This is a genomic window from Halorubrum lacusprofundi ATCC 49239, assembly GCF_000022205.1.
GTDB classification, from domain to species: domain Archaea; phylum Halobacteriota; class Halobacteria; order Halobacteriales; family Haloferacaceae; genus Halorubrum; species Halorubrum lacusprofundi.
This window is the reverse complement of the sequence record NC_012029.1, coordinates 1,334,306-1,356,787: the sequence shown is the minus strand read 5'-3', so window position 1 is coordinate 1,356,787 and position 22,482 is coordinate 1,334,306. Positions and strand designations below refer to the sequence as shown.

The following is a 22,482-nucleotide window of genomic DNA, read 5'->3' as shown; positions in this document are numbered from 1 at the left end:
CGGATACTCCCAACAGAGCCGCGAAGAAGGATTACGGTCGCGTCGCTCGCGCGAACCACGTCTCCGGGTTCTGCCGCTTGACGCGGAAACTCGGGAGTTCGTCGGCGTCGACCAGATCCAGCAGGAACCCCCGGACCGGCGCGGGGTCGCGATCGCTCACGATGAAACACTCCTCACCGGCGTCGAGTTCGCGGAACCGTTCTTCGACGCGTTCCGTGCGTGTCTCCGGGTCGAGCCCGCGCAGGTCGACGGCGTCCGCGGGCGGATCGACCGACCAGACCTCCTCGTAGCGCTCGTCGACGGCGGCGGCCAGATCGTCGGCGTGCTCGGGGAGCGCGTCGGCCCTCGGCGCCGGCGTCGACTGCATCTCCGGATCGAACGGGAGCTCCGCGAGGATCGGCATATCGAGCGCCTCGATGGGGTCGTCGCCGCCGAACAGGTTGTGGGGCGTGCCGCACTCGTCACAGACGAACTCGCCCATGTTCGAGACGACGCCGAGCACGGGCACGTCGTTCTCCTCGAACAGCTCCAGCGCCCGACCGGTGTCGGAGACGGCGGCGTGAAACGGCGTGGTGACGAGGACGACGCCGTCAACCGGCACCTCCTGTAAGGTGGTCAGCGCCACGTCGCCCGTTCCCGGCGGCATGTCGACGACGACGGTGTCCGGGCCGCTCCACGCGGTGGTCTCGAACAGGTCCGAGAGCGCGGCGTGAGCCATCGCACCCCGCCACGCGAGCGGGCCGTCGTCCGAGAGCAGCGCCATGCTCATCACCTCCAGCCCGCCGGCGTCGACCGGGACGGGGTTTCCGTCGTCGTCGCTGTAGACGGGGCCGCTCGCACCGATCACCTCGGGGACGTTCGGCCCGTAGATGTCGGCGTCGAAGAGTCCGACCGAGGGGGAACCCTGACTGTCGCTGTCACCCGCTGCGAGCGCGCACGCCAGCGTCGTCGCGACCGTCGTCTTCCCGACGCCGCCCTTCGTACTCGCGACCGCGATCACCCGGTCCGCGGTCTCGATCCCCGACGACCGCCCGTCGAGGTCCGGACTCGGGTCGACTTGCTCGACGCGCGCGTTCGAGACGCCTGGCGCGTCCGAGGCGGCGCGTACCATGGCGGCCGACACCCGCTCGACGGCGTCCCGCGGGAACTCCCGCAGGTCCGCGGTGATCGTTGCGGTCTCATCCGCGACCGTCACGTCCTCGACGACGCCGGCCTCGAATACGCTCACGCCGGCTTCCGGGTCCCGGACCTTCCGGAGCGCCACCTCTACGGCATCGGCGGATGATTTCTGAGCGTTCGGTTCGTCCGTTTCGTCGGTTTCGTCGGCGTCGACGGCGTCGTCTGAGATATCTGCGGTGGGATCTGTCATGGTATTGGTGTCGGTGTCAGTGTCGTCGCCGATTCCGGACCCGAGCGGTTCACAGGTCCGGTCGGCGGTTGAGCGTGCTCTCGCCGGGTAGGTCCGCGCTGTCGTTTTCGGTGCCGCCGCTGAACTGCCGCCGGAACTTCCCGGGGTCGGCGTCGAGCGCGCGGACGGCGGTGCTCCGGACGACTTTCGACTGCGTCTCGTCGTTCGCGACCGCGTCGAGGCGGGATGTGGCGCGCTCGTCGTCGACGCCGGCGAGCAGGTGGACCGCCCACTCTCGGAGGCGCTCGCTGTCCGCGTGCGACAGCTCCAGCAGGACGGAGCACAGCGCCTCGCCGCGCAGCTTGAACAGCGAGACCATCGCGTTCCTGACGACCGCGTGGTGGTCGTCGTCGAGCGCCGTCTCGATGGTCGGCGCGTGCTCGCTCCGGCCGATCCGGTCGAGCGCGACGACGGCCTCAGCGCGGACCCACGGGTCGGGGTCGTCACACGCTGCGACCGCGGCTTCGCCGGCGCGCTCGCCGCCGAGTTCGCCGAGCGCCTCGACTGCGAACTGGCGCACGTCGGCGTCGTCGTCCGCGAGGCCGTATTCGATCAGCGCGTCGAGGGAGGCCTCGGTGGGTCGGCCCTCGCCGAGCGCCAGCGCGGCCCGCCGGCGCTCGACGGGATCGCCGTCGACGAGGTCCGCGATCTTCTCGGCGGCGTCGGTCCCGCGGAGCGGCGCGGTGTCGGTCGCCTGTAGCTCCCGGGGGCTCGCGTCGCCGATCGTCACGTCGCGACTCACCTCGATGTCTTCGAGCCCGTCGGGCTCCTCGCCGAATCCGGGGCTCTCCTCGGGGTGGACGCGCGGGTCGGTGGGTCCGTCAGTCGCCTCGTCAGGGTCTCTCATCGGGTATTCACCTCGGTAGCGTTCGGTTCGTCCGGCCCGTCCGCCTTCCCGAAGAACTCGTCCGCGTCGAGCACCGCGAGCGCCGCGCCGAGACAGACGGCGGTCGCGGCCCCCGGCGTCGCGGGGACGCCCGCGAGAAGCAGGAGGACCGCGCCGATCGCGAGCCGCGCGTCGCCGCCGCGGAACCCGGAAACGGCGGCAGCGACCCCGCCGAACGCGGCGGTCGCGACGAGCAGGTGCGGGCTCCCGACGACGGCGAATCCGGCGAGCAGCGCGCTCCCGGTAACGTACGGCGCGGCGGCGCTCGCGGCGACGACCCCCGCGAACGCGAGTGCGCCGGCACCGAGGGCGACCGGGTCGCCCTCGGCCCGAACCGCGAGGAGGGTCACCCCCGCGAGGAACGCGGCGGATCCGGCCGCTCGGAAGGGGGACCCAACGAGTCCGGCCGTCGCGGCGAGCGAGAGCCCGACGGCGAGCGCGAACGTCAGCGCGATGACGCCCCGTCGAAGCTCGAAGTAGGTTTCTGGCGGCCCCATTGCGCGGGCGAACGCGAGCGCCGCGCCGACCGGAATCGCGACGGCCGCAGCGACCGTCGCCGCACCGGAGACCGTCGCGAGCACGCCGAACACCCCGGCGAACAGGAGTCCGACGCGAACGACGGGACGCTCCGTCGAGAGCCCGACGGCCGCGAGCGCGACCCCGGACGCGAGCGCCGCGACCGTCCCGACAGCCGGGACCAGTCGGGGCGGGAACGCGACCGGCTCGAACGGCGCGTTGTACAGCACGCGGATCGCGGTCGCGACCCCGACGGCGACGGCGGCGAGCAGGCCGACCGAGCCCACGCGACCGCCGAAGCGACCGGGGGACCGCGGTGAGGTCGCTCGCGCAGTCGCGCGTTTCGTCGGCGAACTCACGACAGACCACCTCCGTCGGCCCCGTCTCCGTCCGGACCGTCAGCGACCGCGTGCTCGCGATCACTTCCGACGCCGGCGTCGAGCCGGACCGCCAGATCGTCGACGTCGGCGGCGACGAACGCGTCGAGGAAGCGCGCGAGGCGTCCGTAGACGCTCGTTCCGGGTTCCTCGTCGATGGCGTCTCGAAGCCCCGACGCGAGGACGGAGAGGTGTCGGTCGTGGAAGTCGAGCCGCGCCCGGTCGAGGTTGGCTGGCTCGGCGGCGTCGGCACCGCTGTCTGCGTTGTCGCCCGCGGCGGCCAGCCGACAGAGATACCCCGCGAACTCGAGCTCCAGTCGGACGTGGTCGTGGTGGCGGCGCTCGTCGCCGCCGATCTCGCATCCGAAGTGCTCGTACGCCCGGGCGAGATCGAGGTTCACGTCGTTCCACGACACGTCCGAGCGGTACGTCGACTCGTACAGCGACACCGGCGGCCCCTGATTCTCGACCGTCCCGTCCGTCCCGTCGATCACCTCGGAGTAGCCGACGACGAACAGGTCGTTGTACCGAGCCGCGAGCGTCTCGCGGTCGTCTTCGACGGTCAGGTCCGGCGGCTCGACGTCGAGGCCGCTCTGCTCGACGAGCGTCGCGACGGCGTCGTCGAGCGAGCCGTCGGCGAAGTGCTCGTAGACGCCCTGACTCGGCTCGGTGAACGCCGCCGCAGCGAGCGCGTAGACGCTCCCGCGGGCGACGGTTTCGTCGTCGATCGCGCCGCTCGGTAACTCCTCGTCGAATCGGGGCCCGTCGTGTTCGGAGATCGGTTCCGACACGGTCACTCACCCCTCGTTCGGCGGACGCCCTCGACGGTCACGAGCGTGGTGAACACGACGGCGATGCCGGCGATCCCCCACAGCACCGTCTCGTACGGCGCCCCGCCCTCGTTCGGGCCGAGCGAGAGGTAGTACCACTCGCTGGCCGCCTTCTGGCCGGAGCGCTCGTCGTTCGACCCTTCCCAGACCGCGAACGCGGCGTTCATGTCCTCGTCGGCGTCGATGTCGGTCACGTTCGCGCGGTCTGACGCGAGCGGCCGGCTGAACACGACGGTCCATCGGTCGCCGGTGTGTGTCGCGTTCGTCTCCACCGTCGACTCCCGGATCTGTGTCGTGCTGCCGGCGCCGCCGGCGAGTAGCGACTCCGTTCCGTCGGCTCCGTTCCAGTACCAGACGTTCACCCGGTTGTCGGTCGATCCCATCGCGATCGGGGGCCGTTCCTCGGACGAGACCGGAAGCTGGACCGCGGCGGCATCGGCGAATTCGCGCAGCGAATCGGTCGACGTGTTCGCCGTCCCGTCGCTCCACGACATTCGGAGGTAGAGCCGCTCGTCCGTTCGCGCGGCCGCGACGCTGGCGGACTCGACCGTGGTTTCGGTGCCGCCCGGCACCGCCGCGCCGGAGCTGCTCAGCGGGACGCTCACGGTCTCGACCGACTCCCACGCGTCCCCGGTCGGCTCCGCGAGGTCGCCGGCGCCCGCCTGCTGCTCGACCGGAATCTCGTAGGCCGCGCGAGCGTCGACGATCATCGGGAACGCCGCGGTCGCGACCACGACGGCGAGCGCGAGGGCGGCCGCCACGGCGAGTTCCCGCGATCGGAGTCCGCTGCCGGCTCTCGCGTCGTCAGCCGTCATCGTCGAACACCTCCAACCGGTACTGGTCGTCGTTGTTCACGGTCGAGAGGATCTCCATGAGTTCGCTCTCCTCGCCGCGCTCGGCCTTCTCCCGCTCGCGGGTGATCGTGTTGAGCGCCGACTCGACCTCCGGGCCGAACAGCTCTTCCAGGTAGTTGCGCGGAATCCGGTTGGCGTCCACCGTCTCGCCGCTCTCGGAGGTCTGTGGCGGCGCGTACGGCGGGATGTAGTAGACGTTCGGCTCGGTCCGGTACTCGGGGTGGAGCCGTAAGGCGACCTCGTACTCGTTGACGAGCTTGTGAATCGGACCGTCCTCGTCGTCGAGGAAGCCGACGTGCCGGAGCTGCGGCGGGCAGTCCTCGGCGCAGGACGGGGGCCGCACCTCGCCCTCCGGCCCTTCTCCTTCGATCCGGGGGTAACAGAAGATGCACTTCTCGCTGGTCTTCGTCTGTGCGTTGTAGAACACCTTCTTGTAGGGACACCCCTCGACGCAGTACCGGTAGCCGCGGCAGCGGTCCTGATCGACGAGGACGATCCCGTCCTCCTCGCGCTTGTAGATCGCCGAGCGCGGGCACGCCTCGACGCAGGAGGGGTGCGTACAGTGGTTGCAGATCCGGGGGAGGTAGAAGTAGTAGGAGTTGGGGTACTCGCCGGCACCCTCGTCCTCGTCCCAGTTCGGCCCCCAGTCGGCGTTCTCCATGGGGCGGAGCGGCTCGTCGCTCCCCTCGTACATGATCGCCTCGTGGTTGAAGTCCCACGCACGACCGTAGTCCTCCTTCTCCGGGAGTTCGCCGGGCGTTCGGGACTGCCCCTCCTCGTCCCAGCCGCCGCCCAACTCCTCCCAGTCGCGGGGGTAGCCGGCGCCGGGCTTCGTCTCGACGTTGTTCCAGTACATGTACTCGCGGCCCCCGGACTCGGTCCAGTTGGTCTTACACGCGATCGTACACGTCTGGCAGCCGATGCACTTGTTCAGGTCCATCACCATCGCGACCTGATGATCGACGCCCTCCGCGAGCGACACGTCGCCGTCGTCGGTCTGGCGGACCGTGTCGTCGGTCTGGCGAGCGTCGTCGTCGGTCTGGCGGGTCGCATCCTCGGTGGTCTTGCTCATTAGTCGTCACCTCCGAGCAGGTCCGAGACGCGACCCAACGCGCCGCGCGATTTCGAGCCCGAATCGGGCGACTCCAACTCCGTCGCCGACTCTCCGAGCAAACCGGCGTCGAGCGACGCTGCCCCCTCTTCGACCTTCTCGACCTCGATCCGAACGTCGCTGTTCACGCCGGTCGGACCCCAGTAGTTCGGGAAGAAGTGGAGGTGCTCGCCCGTGTCCTCGGGGTACTGGACGAGCTGCGTCGGCTTCATGTACATCGGGACGAGCGAATTGAAGTTGTTGCGGTCGGGGTACTGGAACCGCTCCCAGCTGAAGAAGTGCCGGACGGTGCCGGGCTCCCCGCTCGGGTAGATCTTCGCCTGCACCTCGACCGAGTCGAGGTCGTTGTACACCCGCACGGTGTCGCCGTCCTCGATCCCCCGCTCCTCGGCGTCGTCGGGGTTGAGGTAGACGGTCGGCTCGCCGCGCTGCAGCCGGAGCATCTTGCTGCTGTCGCGCCACGTCGAGTGGATCGACCAGCGGCTGTGGGGCGTGTTGTACCCCAGCGGGTACTCCGACTTCTCCTGTAACACCGGCGCCTCCTTGTGGGTCGGAAGCTGCTCGTCGAGCTCCAAGAACCAGTCGTGGTCGATGTAGTACTGCTGTCGCCCCGTGAACGTCGGCCACGGGTTCTTGTCCTGCACGTAGTCTTTCCACGGCGTGTACGCCTCGCCCTCCTCGATGTCCGACGACCAGTGGTCGCCGGTTTCGAGGAGCCGTTTGGGCTGTTCGTCGATCTCGTCGAACGTGATCTGCTCGTCGGTCCCCTCGGGGTTCGTCTCCTCGGAGTTCTCGAGGATGAACTCCGCGGCCGCCTTGTCCTCGGACAGCGCACCGGGCTCGTCGTCGAGCCAGTCGCGGACGTAGTCGTCGTGGACCGACTGGAGGTCGATCTGGCGGTCGAACTTCCGATCGTCGACCGGCTCCGTACCGCGGTCCGCGGCCAGTTCCTGTATCTTCGCGGCGAGATCGCGGAAGATCTGCCAGTCGGTCTTCGACTCGCCCAGCGGCTCGACCGCCGGCGTGAACGGGTGCACGTAGGTGTGCATGTCCGTCTCCGAGAGGTCGTGTTTCTCGTAGTGGCTCGCCGTCGGCAGGACGATATCGCTGTTGAGCGCCGTCGAGTCCATCCGGAAGTTGATGTCGACGACCAAATCGAGCTTCGGCCACAGCTCCTCTTCGACCGCGATGTTCCCCTTGGCCTGATTGAAGTAGTTCCCGCGCCAGACGAACATGACTCGGGGGTCCGGGCGGCCGCTGTCGTCGCGTTCGCTCGGGTACAGCGGCATCCACCCCTTGTCGATCGACTCCCGAATCTTCGCCGCCGTGTCCGGGTCGGTGTTCTCCATGATCCCGGCGTGGTAGTACGTCCAGAGCGTCGTCGGGACGCCCCGGACGCTTCCGGTCGGGAACGAGAGGTTCTTCCACCCGTTGAACGTCCAGATCTTCTCCTGGCCGACGTAGTGGTCGAGACCCGTTCCCTGTCGGCCGAGGTTCCCCGTGAGCGTGACGAGCAGTTGGATCGAACGGTTCCCCAGATCGTTGTGGTACCAGTCGTTGACCCCCTTCCCGTGGATGATCTTCGCGCGGTCGACTTCGGCGAACTCGCGGGCGATCTTCTGGTGAGTCTGCCGGCCGACGCCCGTGATCTCGTTGACGCGCTCGGGGGTGTACTCCGACAGCTCGTCGCGGAGATTCAGCCACACCGAGCGCGTCTCGATGTCGCCGTCGGTCGTGCCGACCGTGCGCTTGACGGCGAGTTCGGGGTCGAAGTCGAGCTCGATGCTCACGGAGTGGTCGTGCTGTCCGTCGCGCTCGCCCAGCGATCCGGGCGCCGTCCGGAGGGTGCCGTCGGCGTCCTGCATGACGAACACCTTCTCCGGCCGGTCGGCGTCGACGCTCAGCCCGGACACCTCGCTCGCGCGGAGGAACTTCCCGGTGTCCTCGCGGACGAGCAGCGGCATGTCCGTCTGCTCTTTTAAATGCTCCTCGTCGTAGAGCCCCTCGTCGACGATGGTGCGCGCCATCCCGAGCGCGAGCGCCGTGTCGCTGCCGGGCTCCGGGCCGATCCACTCGTCGCAGTGGATCGCCGTCTGGCTGTAGTCGGTGAAGATGCCGACGCGCTTGGCGCCGTCGTAGCCGGCTTCGAGGAAGTACTTCGCATCGGGGATCCGCGTGACGTTGATGTTCGAGCCCCACGCGATGATGTAGTCGGCGTTGTACCAGTCCGCGCTCTCGGCGTTCTCGGTCTGGGTCCCCCACGTGATCGGCTGTCCCGGCGGGAGGTCGGAGTACCAGTCGTAGAAGGAGTGGCTGACGCCGCCGAGCAGGTTGACGAGGCGGCTCCCAGAGGCGAACGAGACCGGGCTCATCGCCGGGATCGGGGTGAAGCCGCTGATCGCGTCGTACTCCTCGTCCTCGACGGCGTCGATGACCTCCTCGGCGATCTCGGTGAGCGCCTCGTCCCAGGAGATCCGCTCCCACTTCCCCTCGCCGCGCTCGCCGGTCCGACGGAGCGGGTGCGTGACGCGCTGGTCGGCGTTCACGTAGTCGCTGAAACACGCTCCCTTCTGACAGCCCCGCGGGTTCGGATCCGGGAGCGACTCGTCGAATCGGGGGTAGTCGCCGGCTTGCTCCTCGCGCCACACCTGCCCATTCCGCGTGTACACCTGCCACGAGCAGCTGCCCGTGCAGTTGACGCTGTGCGTCGAGCGGGCCTTCCCGTCCCAGTCCCACTCCTCGCGGTAGAGGTCCTCCCAGTCGCGGTACGGGTAGTTGCCGATCGGGTCGTCGACGACCTCCAGCGCGGTCATCTCGGTGAGGTCCTGCGCGGAGCCCAAGCCGGTGGCGCCGACGGCGGCCGCCACCCCGGCCCCCTTCAGGAAGTCGCGGCGCGCGGTACCGGACTCGTCGCGTGTCGATTCGTCGGACGTGTTTGTCGTGTCAGTCATTGTTTCTCTATGAGAACGGTCGCGAGGCCGAGCGCGACGCCGAGCGCCGCGAACGCGACGCCCGCGGGCGTGCCGCCGCCAGCGTCGAGTCCGACGGCGATCAGCCCCACGCCGGCCAGTTTCGTCGCTCGATCCGCCCAGCGGTACCGGCGCGGCGACAGCTCGGCCAGCCGGAACGTGCTCGACTCAGTCATCGCTCGATCCCTCCGTGGCCGACGACGGTCGATCGTCTGTCGTCGCCTCCTCGCCGCCCGCCCCCGAACCGTCCTCGAAGCCGCCGAGGATCGCGTAGGTGAGCGTGCCGGCCGCGGCGGGGACGAGCACGAGCGCCGCGATCAGGTACGGCCGGAGCACGGCCGTCGACGTGCCGAGAATCTCGGCGACGATCACGTCCATCCCGGCGATGGAGGCGACCATGACGAGCGTGACGCCGAGGATGCCGACCGCGGTCGGGAACGGCCGGTCGAGATAGTTCCGGGTGAAGTGTTCCGGCTTCTCCGCGCGGTCGATGAACGGCCAGACCGCCACGGCGACGAACACGAGACTCGGGAGGAACAGCCCGCCCACGAACTCCGAGCTAATGTGCACGCCAAGCACGTCGAAACTCATCCACGAGGGGGTGAGCTTCAAGAATCCGTACCCCCACATCAGGAACCAGTCCGGCATGACGAGCGACGGCGTCGACGCCGGGTCGTTCGGCCCGTACTGGGCGATGTTGTGGACGGGGAGCAGGCCGGCGAGCAGCGAAAGCACGGCCATCGTGAGGAAGAACACGACCGCGCTCACCGCGGCTTGGTTCGGAAACGCGGGGAGCCCGATCACGACGCTGTCATCGTCGCGGTCGATCAGGCGGGCGCCGCCGTCGGTCGCCTCGGCGCTCCCGCCCGTCTTCGCGGTACCACCGCCCCCTCCCGCGGCGGCCACGTCCTCGTCGCGCTGCGCCTCGGTGTGTTTCTGCCGGACGAGGATGGCCATGTGGACGGCGATGAGCCCCGCGATCGCGGCCGGAATGAGGAAGACGTGGAGGAAGAACAGCCGCGGGATCGTCGCGCTCGTCGGGAACTGCCCGCCGAAGACGATGCTCGCGAGCGGGTCGCCGACGATCGGGATCGAGGCGGCGACGTTGTAGCCGATACCGACCGCCGTGCTCGCGAACTCGTCGTACGGGAGCGAGTAGCCGGTGTACGCGGCGAACATCGCTAGCCCGGCGAGGCCGGTCCCGACGAGCCAGTTCGGCTCGCGCGGGTTGCGGTACGCCCCGGTGAAGAACACGCGGAGCATGTGCAACGCTATCGACGCGACGAACAGGTGCGCCGCCCAGTGGTGCATGCGCCGCAGGAACATCCCGAACGGCACGTCGTAGGTGATGTTGAGGACGCTTTTGAACGCGGCCGGCATCTCCTGACCCTGGTACTGCGCGACGCTGCCGCCGTACTCGACGGCGGCCGTGCTCGGCTCGTAGAAGAACGCGAGGAACGTTCCGGTCGAGACGAGGATACCGAAACAGAACAGCGCGACCTCGCCGAGGAGGAACGAATCCTCCGCCGGGAACGCCTTCCCGAGGAAGTCGTTCGCGTCGTCGAGGTCCAGCCGCGAGTCGACCCAGTCGTACGCCGACTCGGCTCGGTCGACCGCGGCGTCGATCCGGGACATCATTCGCCTCCGGGGCCGATCGGCCCCTGGAAGTCCCCGGTCGCGACGAGGTACCCGTCGCCCGAGAGCGTGATCGGCAGCTGCGGGAGCGCTCGTGGCGCCGGCCCCCCGACGACCTGCCCGCCCGTCACCGGATCGAACCGGCCGGAGTGACACGGACAGACGAGCACGTCGCCGTCGCGGTCGGCGACCATACAGCCCGCGTGGGTACACACCTTCGAGAACGCGGCGTATCCGCCGACGGTGTACTCGTCACGCACCTCGTCGCCGTACGCCGACTCCTCGAAGCGCACGAGCAGCGTCGGGGCGTCCTCGATCCCCGGACGCGGCTCGGGGAAGACGGTGAGCTGTTCGCCCGGGGCGATGCGGTCCTCCGCGATCCGCTCGCCAGCGTCGTCGACGAGGGGGATCCCGTCTTCGTACACCGGTCCCCGATACTTGGTGTCGAACACCCGCGTGAGCCCCGCGACGGGGGCGACGAGGCTTCCGACCGCCGTTATCCCGCCGACCGTCGCGAGGACCTTCGCGTAGTCGCGCCGTTTGAGTTCGGCGCGCGCGTCCTTCCAGAACGGCCGGTAGATGCTCGGGTCGACGGCGAGCCCGTCGTCGTTCTCCGGGCAGGCGTCGCACAGCTCGCGGTCGCCGAGATGAGTGTCGGTTCCTGCTCGCGTCTGTCGTGGATCGGTTGCGTCGTCTCCCATCAGTGGTCCCTCCGTTCGGCGACTTCGACGTGGGGCATGAACCAGGCGTAGTACGACACCGTCGAGCCCAGCAGCGACATGAACAGCCCGAAGGCGTAGACCCCGAAGTACTGGGTCCGCGCCAAGGTGAGGTACTCGGCGGTGAGCAGCGCCGAGAACACGATGGCGAGGACAGTGAGTCCGCCCATCGCGACGAGCCCCTCGATGGCGTCGCTCGCGTCGTGGTACTCGACGACCCACCGGTCTTCGGTCTCGAACCACGGGAACGTCGCCCGGTTCATCCCCTCTGGCGGCGGTCCGTCGAGCCCGCCGCCGTCGGTGGCGGCCGCTTCGGTCGCGTCGGCTGCATCACCCGGGCCGCCGCCGCTCGGGTCGGGTCGTGCGGCCCGATTCATGAAGCGGTGGAAGAACGCCATGGCTCCCAGAAGCCCGAGCAGCGCGATCCAGACGATCACGCCGACCTGACTCGGCGAGAGCTTGTTCGGCGTGTCTACGAACCCCTCCAGCGGTTGCATCTCGCTCACGCTCTGGTCGATCCTGACCTCCTCCGACGGCGGCTCACCGTGCAGTCCGACGTACCACGTCGGTAGCAGCACGGCGAGCACGATGAGGAGGATGGCAATCGTTCGTCGATCCATTGTGTGTATCGTGTATCGTGTCGATGAGCCGGCTCGGCGGTACGGACGCGTTTCCGCGGCGCCGGCCCGCCGTCCGCCGCGGCGATCGCTCGTGAGTTCCCGATGCCTCTGGGCGTCTGGAGATGTTAATTACGCTCTCCTGAGCCGTGACATACCGTACTGTTAGACCAGAAACAAACAACTAGCTACTCCCGAACTGTTCGGCGGTTTAAATACGGTCGCCGTCACGAGCCGGAGGTATCCCGAGACGGTCGACGGGGCCAGATCGAGGTCGATCGGGACCGCGTCCGATCTCCTGTTGCCGGTGTCTGGGCTCAGAGGCGCGACTTCGGCCCGCAGGCGGTGGTCGCCGGCGAGGGAATGCTTAAAAGCGTCCGGCCGGAACGAATGCGTATGCCCACCTTCGAGCTGAATCTGTCCGACGACGTGTACGCGGAGTTTCAGCAGCTCGCCGAACAGGAGTTCGTCTCCGAGGAGCAGGCCGCTGAGGACCTGATCGCCTCCGGGATCGAGGCGTACAACGTCTCCATCGTTGACGACGAGCCCCGCGACGAGATGCTTGATGGCGCCGAGAACAACATGTTCGACACGGCGCAGGACCCGGGAAGCCTCGAAGACGACCGGCTGTAGTCGGGTTCTCCTCGTTAACTGACTCCGTCTTGTAAACTGGCGACAGCCCGCTAATACCCGAGCCGCAACAGTCGATTCGCGAGCAGCGCGGCCAGCCCGAGCACCATCACGCCAGCGAGCAGCCCGAACGCGACCGACCAGCCGGCGGCGTCGGAGACCGCGCCGACGACGACGCTTCCCGACGCGCCGACGACCATGTAGGCGGTCCGGACGAGCCCGAACCCGGCGCCGCGCTCGGCGTCGGAGAGGAGGTCCATGAACCGCGACTGCAGCGGCGCGCCCCACGACATCGCGAGGCCGACGAAGCCGACGCCGACGACGGTGATGGGACGCCCGAAGTCGAACTCCGCCGCCGCGACGAGTAGCCCGTAGCCGACGACTCCGGCGGCCATCGTCGCCATCACGGTCGCGTCGCGGCCGATCCGATCTGACATCGACCCCGTCACCGGCTGCGTCGCGCCGTGGACGAGGAAGTACAGCGAGAACAGCAGCGCCGAAACTCCGGCGGACAGCTCCGTCCCGAACTCCAAGAACGACGGGAGGAAGGAGGCGGTCGCCTGCCAGGTGAACGCGCCCATCGTCGACAGCGCGGTCGTGTAGAGAATTTCTGGCCGGGAGAGCAACTCCGCGAGCGGCCCGAGTGCGAACCGCTCGCGCACGGGCTGGTCGGGCCGGAGCGGCTCGGTGGGACGCACCCGCCACGCGAACAGGGCGAACACGGGGACCGCGACGGCGACGCCGAGGGCGATACCGGCGCGCCAGCCGTACCGGGATCCGACGAGCGCGGCCAGGGGCGGGGCGGCGAGCCCCGCGATTGGGCCGCCGGCGACGTGGACGCCGATGGCGCGGCCGATGTTGTCGAACTGCTTGGCGAGGAACGTGGTCGCTACCGAGTAGTGGAGGCCGGCGCCCGCGCCGAGCACGACGGCGAAGACGATGAACGCGAGGATCGACGGAGAGACGGCGATGAGCAGGGAGGCGACTGCGGTGGCGCCGACGGCGGCCAGAATGACGGTGCGCTCGCCGTAGCGGTCGCCGAGCACGCCGGAGGGGAACTGCGAGAGCGCGTACGCGAGCCACATCCCCGACAGCCCCAACCCGACGGTCGCGTTCGTGACGCCGAACTCGGCGCGGATCTGCGGGATCAGCGGGCTGATAACCAGCCGCGCGACCATCGTCGCGGTGAACGCGAGCGTACAGAGGGCGAGCGCGGTGTGTTTGTACCGCCAGTTCACGGTCGCCGTTCTCGACGCGGGTCAAAGCGGGTTCCGGTCGCGGCCAGCGGGGCCGGGTGTGATGTGCAATCAGACCTCAAACTCGATCGGGTACGCCGTGAGGTTCTCGTAGCCGTCCTCGGTGACGACGACGATGTCCTCGATCCGGACGCCGCCAACCTCGGGGTCGTAGAGCCCGGGCTCGACGGTGATCACGTGGCCGGGCTCCAGCTCCTCGCCGCCGCTCGCGAGCCGCGGGGACTCGTGGACGTCGAGGCCGACCCCGTGGCCGGTGGAGTGGATAAATCCGGTCTCCGTCTCGGGGTCGGTCCGGAACGTCGGCTCGCCCGCGTCCTCGTACACCTCGCAGGCCGCCGCGTGGACATCCTCGCCGGTCGCGCCCGGCTCGACGGCGTCGAGCGCGGCGTCGAGCGCGCGTTCGGTGAGATCGTACCACTCGCGGAGCGTCGCTGGCGGCTCGCCGACGCAGAACGTCCGGGTCATGTCGGCGTTGTACTTCGTCGCCTTCGACCGCGGGAAGATGTCGACGATGATCGCCTCGTCCGCCCGGAGCGGCCCCGAACCGCGGTCGTGGGGGTCCGCGGCCTGCACGCCGCCGGCGACGATCGTCTGATCGAGCGCACAGCCGTGCCGCAGCAGCGTCACCTCGATCTCCTCGGTCACTCGCTCGCTGGTGAGGGCATCGCCGTCGTGAAGCAGGACACCTGTCTCTGTGTCGTCACCTTCGCCGGCCACCTCGGCGCCGGCGATCAGCGCCTCGGCGGCCCGCATCGCCGCCTCGTTAGCGCGCTGGGCCTCGCGGATCGCGTCGACCTCCTCGTCGGTCTTGACCGCTCGGACCTCGCGGATCCGGTCGTCGGTGTCGACGGCGACCTCGATCCCGCGCTCGCGGAGCGCGTCCGCGGTGCCGACCGGGCCGCGCGGCGGCATCGACACGGACTCGACGCCCTTGTCGCGAACGAACCGGGCGTACATGTCGTTGCGGGCCTCGCGGCCGCCGTACTCGTAGTCGTAGTCGGCGTGGCGCTCGACGGTGTCGGCGGTCGCCTCCTTGCGGGCGCGACCGTACTCCAGTCCGCCGACGAGAACGTGGATCTCGCCGTCGGCGTACAGCGTGAGGAACGGGTCGGGGCCGGTGAACCCGGAGAGATACAGCTGGTTGGCGTCGTCCTGCGAGGCGTCGATCAGGTACCCGTCCGTGTCGAGATCGGCGAGCCGGTCGTCGAGTCGCGCGCGGTTCATACGGCACCTGCTCGGCCGACCCCCAAATCCGTTGTCCTCGCGGAAACTGCGAGGCCGACTGTCGGTCAGCTCTCCCGCGAAATAGCTATATAGGTACGTGTCGCCGATCGACGATGGGATTCGGTGGGCGTTAAGGTCAGCCAAAAAACCGGGAATACCCGTCGTAACTGGCCTTTAAACCGATCTATCGTGCGTTCTCCGATCCGAAACTGCCCCAAGAATTTAAATACGTTCGACGCTTACATGACGGTGAGGAAACCAACCGAGATGCGTCTCTCGGTCCCTTCGTTCCCTCCACTTGAACTAACCAATGAGCGAAAACGTTCGAACGTACACGGCGGAGCACGTCGACGAGACCGAATCCGAAACCGAGACCGAATCGGTTGACGAGGAGCTGCGCTGCCCGGAGTGCAGCGGTCAGCTCGCGAGCGACACGGAACACGGCGAGACCGTCTGTGTCGACTGCGGACTCGTCGTCGAGGAAGACGAGATCGACCGCGGGCCGGAGTGGCGCGCGTTCGACTCCAGCGAGAAAGACGAGAAGAGCCGCGTTGGGGCCCCAACGACGAACATGATGCACGATAAGGGGCTCTCGACGAACATCGGCTGGCAGGATAAAGACGCCTACGGCAAGTCCCTGTCCAGCCGCCAGCGCGAGAAGATGCAGCGGCTGCGCACCTGGAACGAGCGGTTCCGCACCCGCGACTCCAAGGAACGCAACCTGAAGCAGGCGCTCGGCGAGATCGACCGCATGGCCAGCGCGCTCGGGCTCCCCGACAACGTCCGCGAGACCGCCTCGGTCATCTATCGGCGCGCACTCGACGAGGACCTGCTTCCCGGCCGATCCATCGAGGGCGTGTCGACATCGTCACTGTACGCCGCCGCCCGACAGGCCGGAACTCCCCGAAGCCTCGACGAGATCGCGGCCGTCTCCCGCGTCGAGAAGGACGAGATCGCCCGGACGTACCGCTACGTCGTTCGCGAGCTCAAACTGGAGATCCAGCCCGCAGACCCCGAGAGCTACGTCCCCCGGTTCGCCTCCGATCTGGGCCTCTCCGACGAGGCCGAGCGTCGGGCCCGAAGCCTGCTCAACACGGCAAAGGAACAGGGGCTCCACTCGGGCAAATCGCCCGTGGGGCTCGCGGCCGCCGCCGTCTACGCCGCCTCGCTGCTCGTCAACGAGAAGGTGACCCAAAGCGAGGTCAGCGATGTCGCGAACATCAGCGAGGTCACCATCCGGAACCGCTATCACGAGCTGTTAGAGGCCGAGGACGGCGCCACACTGAACTGACGCGCTCCCTGAGAGGAACCGGCGCGAAGCCGTCGACGCCCGCCGTTTTTCCGAACGCCCAAGCCGTCACAGGCCGAGCCACGGGTATGGAGACCACTCGCCACTTCACGGCGACGACGTACGTCGTCAACGACGGCGCGACCGCGCTCCACGCGCACGAGCGGCTGGGGATCCGGCTTCCGCCGGGCGGGCACGTCGACCGCGACGAACTTCCTCACGAGGCCGCACTCCGAGAGATCCGCGAGGAGACGGGACTGGAGGCCGAACTCGTTGCGACCGAGTCGTCGATCGAGGGGCCGAACACGCGCGGGCTCCCGGAGCCGGCGCACCTCATGCTCCACGACATCAACGTCCACGAGGACGGGTCGGTCGGCCACCAGCACGTCGACCACCTCTACTACGCCCGGGTCGACTCTCGCGAAATCGCGCCGAGCGGCGCGGACGAGGTCGCCGCCGACGGCTGGCGCTGGTACACGCCGAGGGAACTGGCCGAGAGCGACCTCCAGCGGGACGTGATCGAACTCGGCCGCGAGGCGATCGCCGCGGTCGATGAGGAATAGCCGCGATCGGTGAGGCGGGGAGCGTCCTCCCGACCGGGCCCGGATCGACCGACGACCGGCGTCAGACGACCGTCTCACGCTCCGGAAGGTATTTGGGTCGTTGCAGGCGACGTAAACGCAAGAATGGACGCAGAGCGAAGAGCGGAGATAACCGGGTGGGACGCCCGGGAGTTCTCGGACGGGTTCGCGGGGCTCAGGCGTCTCGTTGACCGGGGATTCTCCGGCGCGGTGACGAACGGCACGGGGTGGCTGTTCGTGTTCGAGGGCCGCGTCGTCGGCACCGCCGACGCCGACCTCGACGCGTTCGCGGACGCCTCCGGGACAGTTTATCAGTCACCGGCCGAGGTCCTCCCGGTCTTATTCGCCATGCAGGAGCAGGGCGGAGAGCCGCGGGCGCAGTACTACACGAACGACACGTCGCTCTCGGAGGCCGACCGGAAGCTCTCACAGGGCGGGTTCACCGGCTACATCGAACTGTCGGAGAACGTGCTCTCCGGCGACTACTACGTCACCTACACCGCCGGTGAGTCGATGGCCGCGGCGTACGTCGGCAACTCGCGCCGGCTCGAAACCGACGACGACGCCTTCGAACTGGCCGACGAAGAGGTCGGAATATACACCGTCTACGAGGTTGATCTAGACGTGCGCGAGATTCCAGATCCCGAAGCGACCGGCGACGTGACCGCCGCCGGGGATGCGGTCGTCGTCGAAGATGAGGTCGTTGACGAGGGAACTGCCGAGGACGAGGCCTCCGAGGACGAAACGCCCGAAGACGATCCCACCGAGGACGACCCGGTCAATGACGATCTCGTCCGCGACGCAACTCTCGAGAGCGAGACGGACGACGACGGCGGAGAGCCGGCACGAGGCGTACACGACGGCGAAGGAGGAGACGAGGCACCGTCCCCGTCCCGAGAACGAGCGGGCGAGCCCGACGAGCCGAACGAACCGAGCAAAATCGGAGGGGCCACGGATACGGCCGAGACGGCGGCTACCGGGGAATCGGAAGCAAGCACCGAGACAAACGCCTCGACCGGGCGCGGGCCGGCCGGACGGGTTGGGGCGCGGTCGACCGACGACGGAACCGACGACGCGCCGTCACCCCAGTCAGTCGGCGATCGATCCGACGTATCCGACAGATCTGATTCCCCCGACGCACACGATGCCTCCGACGCGCCCGAGTCCGATGTTGACCATCCAAACGACGACGTGTTCTCCGAGGAGGAGCAGTGGCGCGAGCAGAAGTCGATCCCCGCGCTCGACCCGTCAGAGGCGAGCGATCCGCCGGGTAGCCGGAGCCGCGATGAGACCGATCCGAATGCGGGCGGACGATCCACGAGCGAGGCGGGCGACCGTCGGCGCTCCAGAAGTGCCGGCCGGGGCGGAGACACCGGCTCGGCCGCCGCGCCCGTCGATGACCGGTCCCCCGAGCCGCGTTCGACTGAGGGAGATCGGTCGAACCGGTCGGCCGTCTCGCAGCGCGCGTCGGGATCGGGCGCGAGCGAGCGGGTCGACGAGCGCGTCGAAAAACTCGAAGCCGCACTCGAAGCCGCCACACGAGAACGGGAGTCGCTGGAGGCGGAACGCGACACTCTCGCGACCGACCGCGACGAGATAGCCGACGAGCGGGACGAACTCGCGACCGAGGTCGACCGACTGGAGTCGGAACTATCGACGCTCCGTGAGGAGCGCGACCGGCTGAAGTCGGAGCTGTCGGCCGCTCGCGACCGGCTCCCGGAGAGCGATCGGACGATCTCGGCGGCGGAGGCGCGAAGCGGGACGAACCTCTTCGTCAGGTACGAGTCCAAGGGCGGCGCGACGCTCGAAGACGCCCACGACGGAGCGGTCGACCGCGACGCGCTCCGCGAGAACCTCCGGATCGAGCACCACACCAGCTTCGAGACGGATGGGCTGGCCGTCGACGGTCGCCCGTACGAGGAGTTCTTAGAGGACACGATCGAACACGGCTTCACCCGGTGGCTCGTCGAGGACCTCCCGTTCGAGGTGAGCAGCACCGGCAACCAGAGCGTGCTCCGCGACCTCTACGACGCGATCCCGGAGATCGACCGCGCGGAGATCGGCGGCTCCGTGTCGATCGTGATCCGAGAGAACGGCGAGGAGACCCGCGAGCAGCGCTCGTTCGATCTGGTGTTGCGCGACCGGATGGGGAACCCGCTGTTCGTCGCCGACCTGAACGACAGCCGCGACCCGACCGCCGAGGGGGCATTGGAGTCGCTTGTCGAGAACGGTCGCGACATCGCCGAGTCGAACGAGCCGTTCGCCGCGGCGTTCGCGGTAACGGAGAGCTTCTTCGAGCCGGGCGCGTTAGAGACCGCGAGCGACGCGGTCGGTGGCGGACTGTTCAGCCGGTCGAAGCGCGAGAGCTTCGTGAAGCTCTCACGCAAGCAGGGGTACCACCTCTGTCTCGTCGAAGCCCGCGACGGCGGCTTCCACATGACGGTCCCGGACCTGTAACCGCCGGGCCGATCGGTCCGCTCCCGCTTTCGCGCGATCTCCTGAACTGGCCAGCGATCGCTGGAAGGCTCTCGAAATGCGGCCGGAACGACTCGGGAGGATGTCGGGAGGAAGTTAGGAGAGTGAACGAGGCAGTACGGGCAACGCGGAAGAACTGAGCAAACACCGTTCGAATACGGTTCAAACGCGTCTAAACGCGGCTTAAACGCAGCCTAACGTGATACCGTACTCGCCTCGCGTGAAGTCAAACCGATTCAGTTCTCGAGTTCTGCGGCGTCGTCGATCCGCATGGAGCCGAGCTTCTCGACCGTCTCGTCGAGTTTCTCGTCGAGTTCGTCGACGAACTCGTGGGTGCGCTCGGTCGTGATCGCGCCCTGGCTGGACGGCTCGATGAGGTTCTCCTCTTCGAGCACGCGCAGCGAGTAGCGGACCTTGTGATGGGGGTAGCCAGTCTCGTTCGACATTTTCACGATGCCGATCGGCTCGTTTTCGATGACCATCCGCAGGACCTGGAGGTGACGTTCCAGCATGTCTACCTCCTTCTCTAATCGATCTATCATGGCACATGTTAACTAGTCATGCCCCGGTTTAAAAGTTGCTGTCGGGGCCGACCCGGAATCGCTCGACCCGACGCTTTGACGTGGCAGTAGTTAACGCGTTCGATCGCGGCGGTGTCATGCCGATTAAGCCGCTCCGTCGCCGAACGCGAGAGTACCTGCACGAACGACGATAGCTACGCGCGTACGCCACGCGTCTAATGCACCTTCGTGGTGTATTCTCGACGCTGGACCGTAATCGGTTTTACCTCTCGCCCGGAACCACCGGGTCGTATGACACTCACCATCGTCGGCTCCCAGCTGGGAGACGAGGGGAAGGGCGCGCTCGTCGACCGGTGGGGAGGGGACGCGGACGTCGTAGTCCGTTATCAGGGCGGCGACAACGCCGGCCACACCGTCGTCGAAGGCGGCGTCGAGTATAAGCTGTCGTTAGTGCCGAGCGGCGCAGTCCGGGGGACGACCGGTATCCTCGGCAACGGCTGCGTCGTCAACCCGAAGACGCTGTTCACCGAGATCGACGACCTGCGCGAACGCGGGCTCGACCCCGACGTGCGGGTCGCCCGCCGGGCGCACGTCATCCTCCCGTATCACCGCGTGCTCGACGGCATCGAAGAGGAGGTCAAGGCGGACGACGACGCCGGCGACGAGGTCGGCACGACCGGCCGCGGCATCGGTCCGACGTACGAGGACAAGGCCGGGCGTCGGGGAATCCGGGTCGCCGACCTGCTCGATCCCGACGTACTTCGCGACAAGCTCGAGTACGCGGTCCCGCAGAAGCGCGCGCTCGTCGAGGACGTGTACGGGCTCAAGCTTGAGGGGGAGGACGATCGCGCCGCGGCGTTCGACGTCGACGCCCTTCACGAGGAGTTCGCCGCGATCGGCGAGCGCCTCGCCGACGAGGGGATGACCGTCAACTGCTCCGACTACCTCCACCGCCGCCACGAGGCGGGCGACGAGATCCTCTTCGAGGGCGCGCAGGGCACCCACATCGACATCGATCACGGGAACTACCCGTTCGTCACCTCCTCGAACCCGACCGCCGGCGCCGCGTCGGTCGGTTCCGGGCTCGGCGTCACCACGGTCGGCGACGGCGAAGTCGTCGGCATCGTGAAGGCGTACCTCTCGCGAGTCGGCGAGGGACCGCTCCCGACTGAACTCGACGGCGACGCCGACGAGGAAGCGCTCGCTGACGACATCCGTGAGAAGGGCGGCGAATTCGGCACCGTCACCGGGCGCCCCCGCAGAATCGGCTGGCTCGACCTCCCGATGCTCCGGCACGCCGCGCGCGTCTCCGGGTTCACGGGCGTCGCGGTCAACCACGTCGACGTGCTCGCCGGGCTCGACGATCTGAAGGTGTGTACGGGCTACCAGCTTGATGGAGAGGAGATCGACACCGTTCCCACGACGACCGAGCGGTGGGAGCGTTGCGAGCCGGTGTTCGAGACCCTCGACACGTGGGAGTCGTTCGACTCGGCCGCGGTCGCTGAGGGGGGCTACGACGCGCTGCCGGAAGCGGCCCGCGAGTACCTGGAGTTCGTCGCCGACGAGATCGACACCCCGATCTACGCGGTCGGCGTCGGTCCCGACCGCGAGGAGACGGTCGAACTGACGAACCCGTTCGACGAGTAGGGTCGCCCGAGAAGGGAGGCAGCTACCCGGGAAGTCGGGGCGGGGCGACGCGAGCCCGGATATCCAGAGATTCGGGTGATTTTTTTGACAGTCGAACGCGAATCGCCGATATGGCCCAGCCCTCCAATGGCCCGTCAGACGGCGCGCCGTCTCCGACGGAACCGATTTTCGAACGTACCTTCGCGCACCTTTCTCGGTTGCTCCCACTCGCGCTCGTCCCGCTCGCCACGGCCCTGTTAAACACCAGCGACCTGCTGGCGGCGGCGCGGACCGACGGGATATCGATCCGAGCGTCGTTCCCCATCTACCGGTACGACCTCTGGAGTTTCGTCGAATCGCCCACCGGCGGCGGGCTGTCGGTGTCGGTCCCGTTCGGGACGCTGGAGTCGCTAGTTCTCCTCGTTCCGCTGCTCGGGGCGTACGTCGTCGTCTCGGGGGCGTTGAGCGCGGGGTACTTCGGTAGCATTGCGGACGGGCTCACGACCGGTCGGTTCGATTTTGTCGCCGGCGTCCGCCGGTTCGCTGTTCGGATGATCGCGCTGGAGGCGCTCGTCATCGTTGCGCTGGCAGCCGTCTTCCTCCCGCTGCTCGTGGTCCCACTGCTGTTCGTGGTTGCGATCCTCGCGGCGTTGGTACTCTCCTATCTGTTCTTCCCCACGGTGTATATCCTCGTGTTAGAGGACCGCGGCATCGAGTCCGCGGCGCGGCGCGCGCGCGAACTCGTGCGGCGCCACCAGCCGCTCGGGTTCTTCCTCTTCGTCGCGGTCGTGACTGCCGTCTGTTCCGTCCCCCTGAGTCTCCTGACACACGCCGGGCCGATCGGGGCGGTGTTGGCCGCGGTCGTCGCCGCGCCGATCGGGCTCGCGTTCAACGTCGCGACCGCGCTGAAAGTCGCTAAAATGGCCGACATCGAGACCGTCGAGTGACCGTTCGCAGTA

20 protein-coding genes are annotated in these 22,482 nt (G+C 68.2%); 6 read left to right on the top strand and 14 right to left on the bottom strand.

Translation table 11 applies throughout. The features are described 5' to 3' along the window. Positions 1–31: 31 nt before the first annotated feature. Genes HLAC_RS06645 through HLAC_RS06595 form a run of 11 tightly spaced genes read right to left on the bottom strand, consistent with a single transcriptional unit; the run spans position 32 to position 11,925 of the window. Positions 32–1,369 (bottom strand): P-loop NTPase, encoded by a 1,338-nt coding sequence (locus HLAC_RS06645; RefSeq protein ID WP_015910075.1) that lies wholly within the window; start codon positions 1,367–1,369, stop codon positions 32–34. A gap of 49 nt (positions 1,370–1,418) precedes the next feature. Then, positions 1,419–2,255: a HEAT repeat domain-containing protein gene (locus HLAC_RS06640; RefSeq protein ID WP_015910074.1), complete on the bottom strand. Its 837-nt coding sequence runs from the start codon at positions 2,253–2,255 to the stop codon at positions 1,419–1,421. Beyond that, complete coding sequence (locus HLAC_RS06635) at positions 2,252–3,169, bottom strand: DUF8068 family protein (protein ID WP_015910073.1); 918 nt, start codon at positions 3,167–3,169, stop codon at positions 2,252–2,254. Before HLAC_RS06635 ends, HLAC_RS06640 begins: the two co-directional genes overlap by 4 nt. Further along, complete coding sequence (locus tag HLAC_RS06630; RefSeq protein ID WP_015910072.1) at positions 3,166–3,984, bottom strand: molecular chaperone TorD family protein; 819 nt, start codon at positions 3,982–3,984, stop codon at positions 3,166–3,168. The genes HLAC_RS06635 and HLAC_RS06630 overlap by 4 nt, the downstream gene beginning before the upstream one ends. Beyond that, positions 3,981–4,832, bottom strand: coding sequence for an ethylbenzene dehydrogenase-related protein (locus HLAC_RS06625; protein ID WP_015910071.1), 852 nt, complete (start codon positions 4,830–4,832; stop codon positions 3,981–3,983). The genes HLAC_RS06630 and HLAC_RS06625 overlap by 4 nt, the downstream gene beginning before the upstream one ends. After that, complete coding sequence (gene narH, locus HLAC_RS06620; RefSeq protein WP_015910070.1) at positions 4,822–5,943, bottom strand: nitrate reductase subunit beta; 1,122 nt, start codon at positions 5,941–5,943, stop codon at positions 4,822–4,824. Before narH ends, HLAC_RS06625 begins: the two co-directional genes overlap by 11 nt. After that, the gene (gene narG, locus HLAC_RS06615) at positions 5,943–8,933 is read right to left on the bottom strand and encodes a nitrate reductase subunit alpha (protein WP_015910069.1); all 2,991 of its coding nucleotides are present in this window, start codon (positions 8,931–8,933) and stop codon (positions 5,943–5,945) included. The genes narH and narG overlap by 1 nt, the downstream gene beginning before the upstream one ends. Further along, complete coding sequence (locus tag HLAC_RS06610; RefSeq protein ID WP_015910068.1) at positions 8,930–9,127, bottom strand: DUF8120 family protein; 198 nt, start codon at positions 9,125–9,127, stop codon at positions 8,930–8,932. The genes narG and HLAC_RS06610 overlap by 4 nt, the downstream gene beginning before the upstream one ends. Then, a complete protein-coding gene (locus tag HLAC_RS06605) occupies positions 9,120–10,586 on the bottom strand; it encodes a cytochrome b (RefSeq protein ID WP_015910067.1) in 1,467 nt (488 codons plus the stop codon). The genes HLAC_RS06610 and HLAC_RS06605 overlap by 8 nt, the downstream gene beginning before the upstream one ends. After that, positions 10,586–11,287 carry a QcrA and Rieske domain-containing protein gene (locus tag HLAC_RS06600; protein ID WP_015910066.1) on the bottom strand — a complete coding sequence of 234 codons (702 nt, stop codon included), beginning with the start codon at positions 11,285–11,287 and terminating at the stop codon, positions 10,586–10,588. The genes HLAC_RS06605 and HLAC_RS06600 overlap by 1 nt, the downstream gene beginning before the upstream one ends. Then, positions 11,287–11,925, bottom strand: coding sequence for a hypothetical protein (locus HLAC_RS06595; RefSeq protein ID WP_015910065.1), 639 nt, complete (start codon positions 11,923–11,925; stop codon positions 11,287–11,289). The genes HLAC_RS06600 and HLAC_RS06595 overlap by 1 nt, the downstream gene beginning before the upstream one ends. 393 nt (positions 11,926–12,318) lie before the next feature. Here HLAC_RS06595 and HLAC_RS06590 point away from each other — a divergent pair, with 393 nt between their 5' ends. Continuing rightward, the gene (locus HLAC_RS06590; protein ID WP_015910064.1) at positions 12,319–12,555 is read left to right on the top strand and encodes a DUF7120 family protein; all 237 of its coding nucleotides are present in this window, start codon (positions 12,319–12,321) and stop codon (positions 12,553–12,555) included. 50 nt (positions 12,556–12,605) lie between these two features. Here the strand turns inward: HLAC_RS06590 and HLAC_RS06585 are convergent, their stop codons facing one another. Both HLAC_RS06585 and HLAC_RS06580 read right to left on the bottom strand, forming a co-directional pair. Beyond that, a complete protein-coding gene (locus HLAC_RS06585; protein ID WP_015910063.1) occupies positions 12,606–13,790 on the bottom strand; it encodes an MFS transporter in 1,185 nt (394 codons plus the stop codon). Between the two features lie 69 nt (positions 13,791–13,859). After that, positions 13,860–15,032 (bottom strand): M24 family metallopeptidase, encoded by a 1,173-nt coding sequence (locus HLAC_RS06580; RefSeq protein WP_015910062.1) that lies wholly within the window; start codon positions 15,030–15,032, stop codon positions 13,860–13,862. 310 nt (positions 15,033–15,342) lie between these two features. Between HLAC_RS06580 and HLAC_RS06575 the strand changes: the two genes are divergently transcribed. The 3 genes from HLAC_RS06575 to HLAC_RS06565 all read left to right on the top strand — a co-directional run bounded on the left by HLAC_RS06575 (position 15,343) and on the right by HLAC_RS06565 (position 19,358). Further along, positions 15,343–16,323: a transcription initiation factor IIB gene (locus tag HLAC_RS06575; RefSeq protein ID WP_015910061.1), complete on the top strand. Its 981-nt coding sequence runs from the start codon at positions 15,343–15,345 to the stop codon at positions 16,321–16,323. Positions 16,324–16,409: 86 nt separating this feature from the next. Next, the gene (locus HLAC_RS06570) at positions 16,410–16,883 is read left to right on the top strand and encodes an NUDIX hydrolase (RefSeq protein ID WP_015910060.1); all 474 of its coding nucleotides are present in this window, start codon (positions 16,410–16,412) and stop codon (positions 16,881–16,883) included. A gap of 123 nt (positions 16,884–17,006) precedes the next feature. Next, positions 17,007–19,358 carry a DUF7527 domain-containing protein gene (locus HLAC_RS06565; RefSeq protein ID WP_015910059.1) on the top strand — a complete coding sequence of 784 codons (2,352 nt, stop codon included), beginning with the start codon at positions 17,007–17,009 and terminating at the stop codon, positions 19,356–19,358. A gap of 254 nt (positions 19,359–19,612) precedes the next feature. Here the strand turns inward: HLAC_RS06565 and HLAC_RS06560 are convergent, their stop codons facing one another. Further along, positions 19,613–19,918 (bottom strand): hypothetical protein, encoded by a 306-nt coding sequence (locus HLAC_RS06560; protein WP_004595838.1) that lies wholly within the window; start codon positions 19,916–19,918, stop codon positions 19,613–19,615. 270 nt (positions 19,919–20,188) lie between these two features. Here HLAC_RS06560 and HLAC_RS06555 point away from each other — a divergent pair, with 270 nt between their 5' ends. Beyond that, positions 20,189–21,544, top strand: coding sequence for an adenylosuccinate synthase (locus tag HLAC_RS06555; RefSeq protein ID WP_015910057.1), 1,356 nt, complete (start codon positions 20,189–20,191; stop codon positions 21,542–21,544). 110 nt (positions 21,545–21,654) lie between these two features. Continuing rightward, positions 21,655–22,470, top strand: coding sequence for a hypothetical protein (locus HLAC_RS06550; protein ID WP_015910056.1), 816 nt, complete (start codon positions 21,655–21,657; stop codon positions 22,468–22,470). The last annotated feature ends 12 nt before the right edge of the window (positions 22,471–22,482 follow it).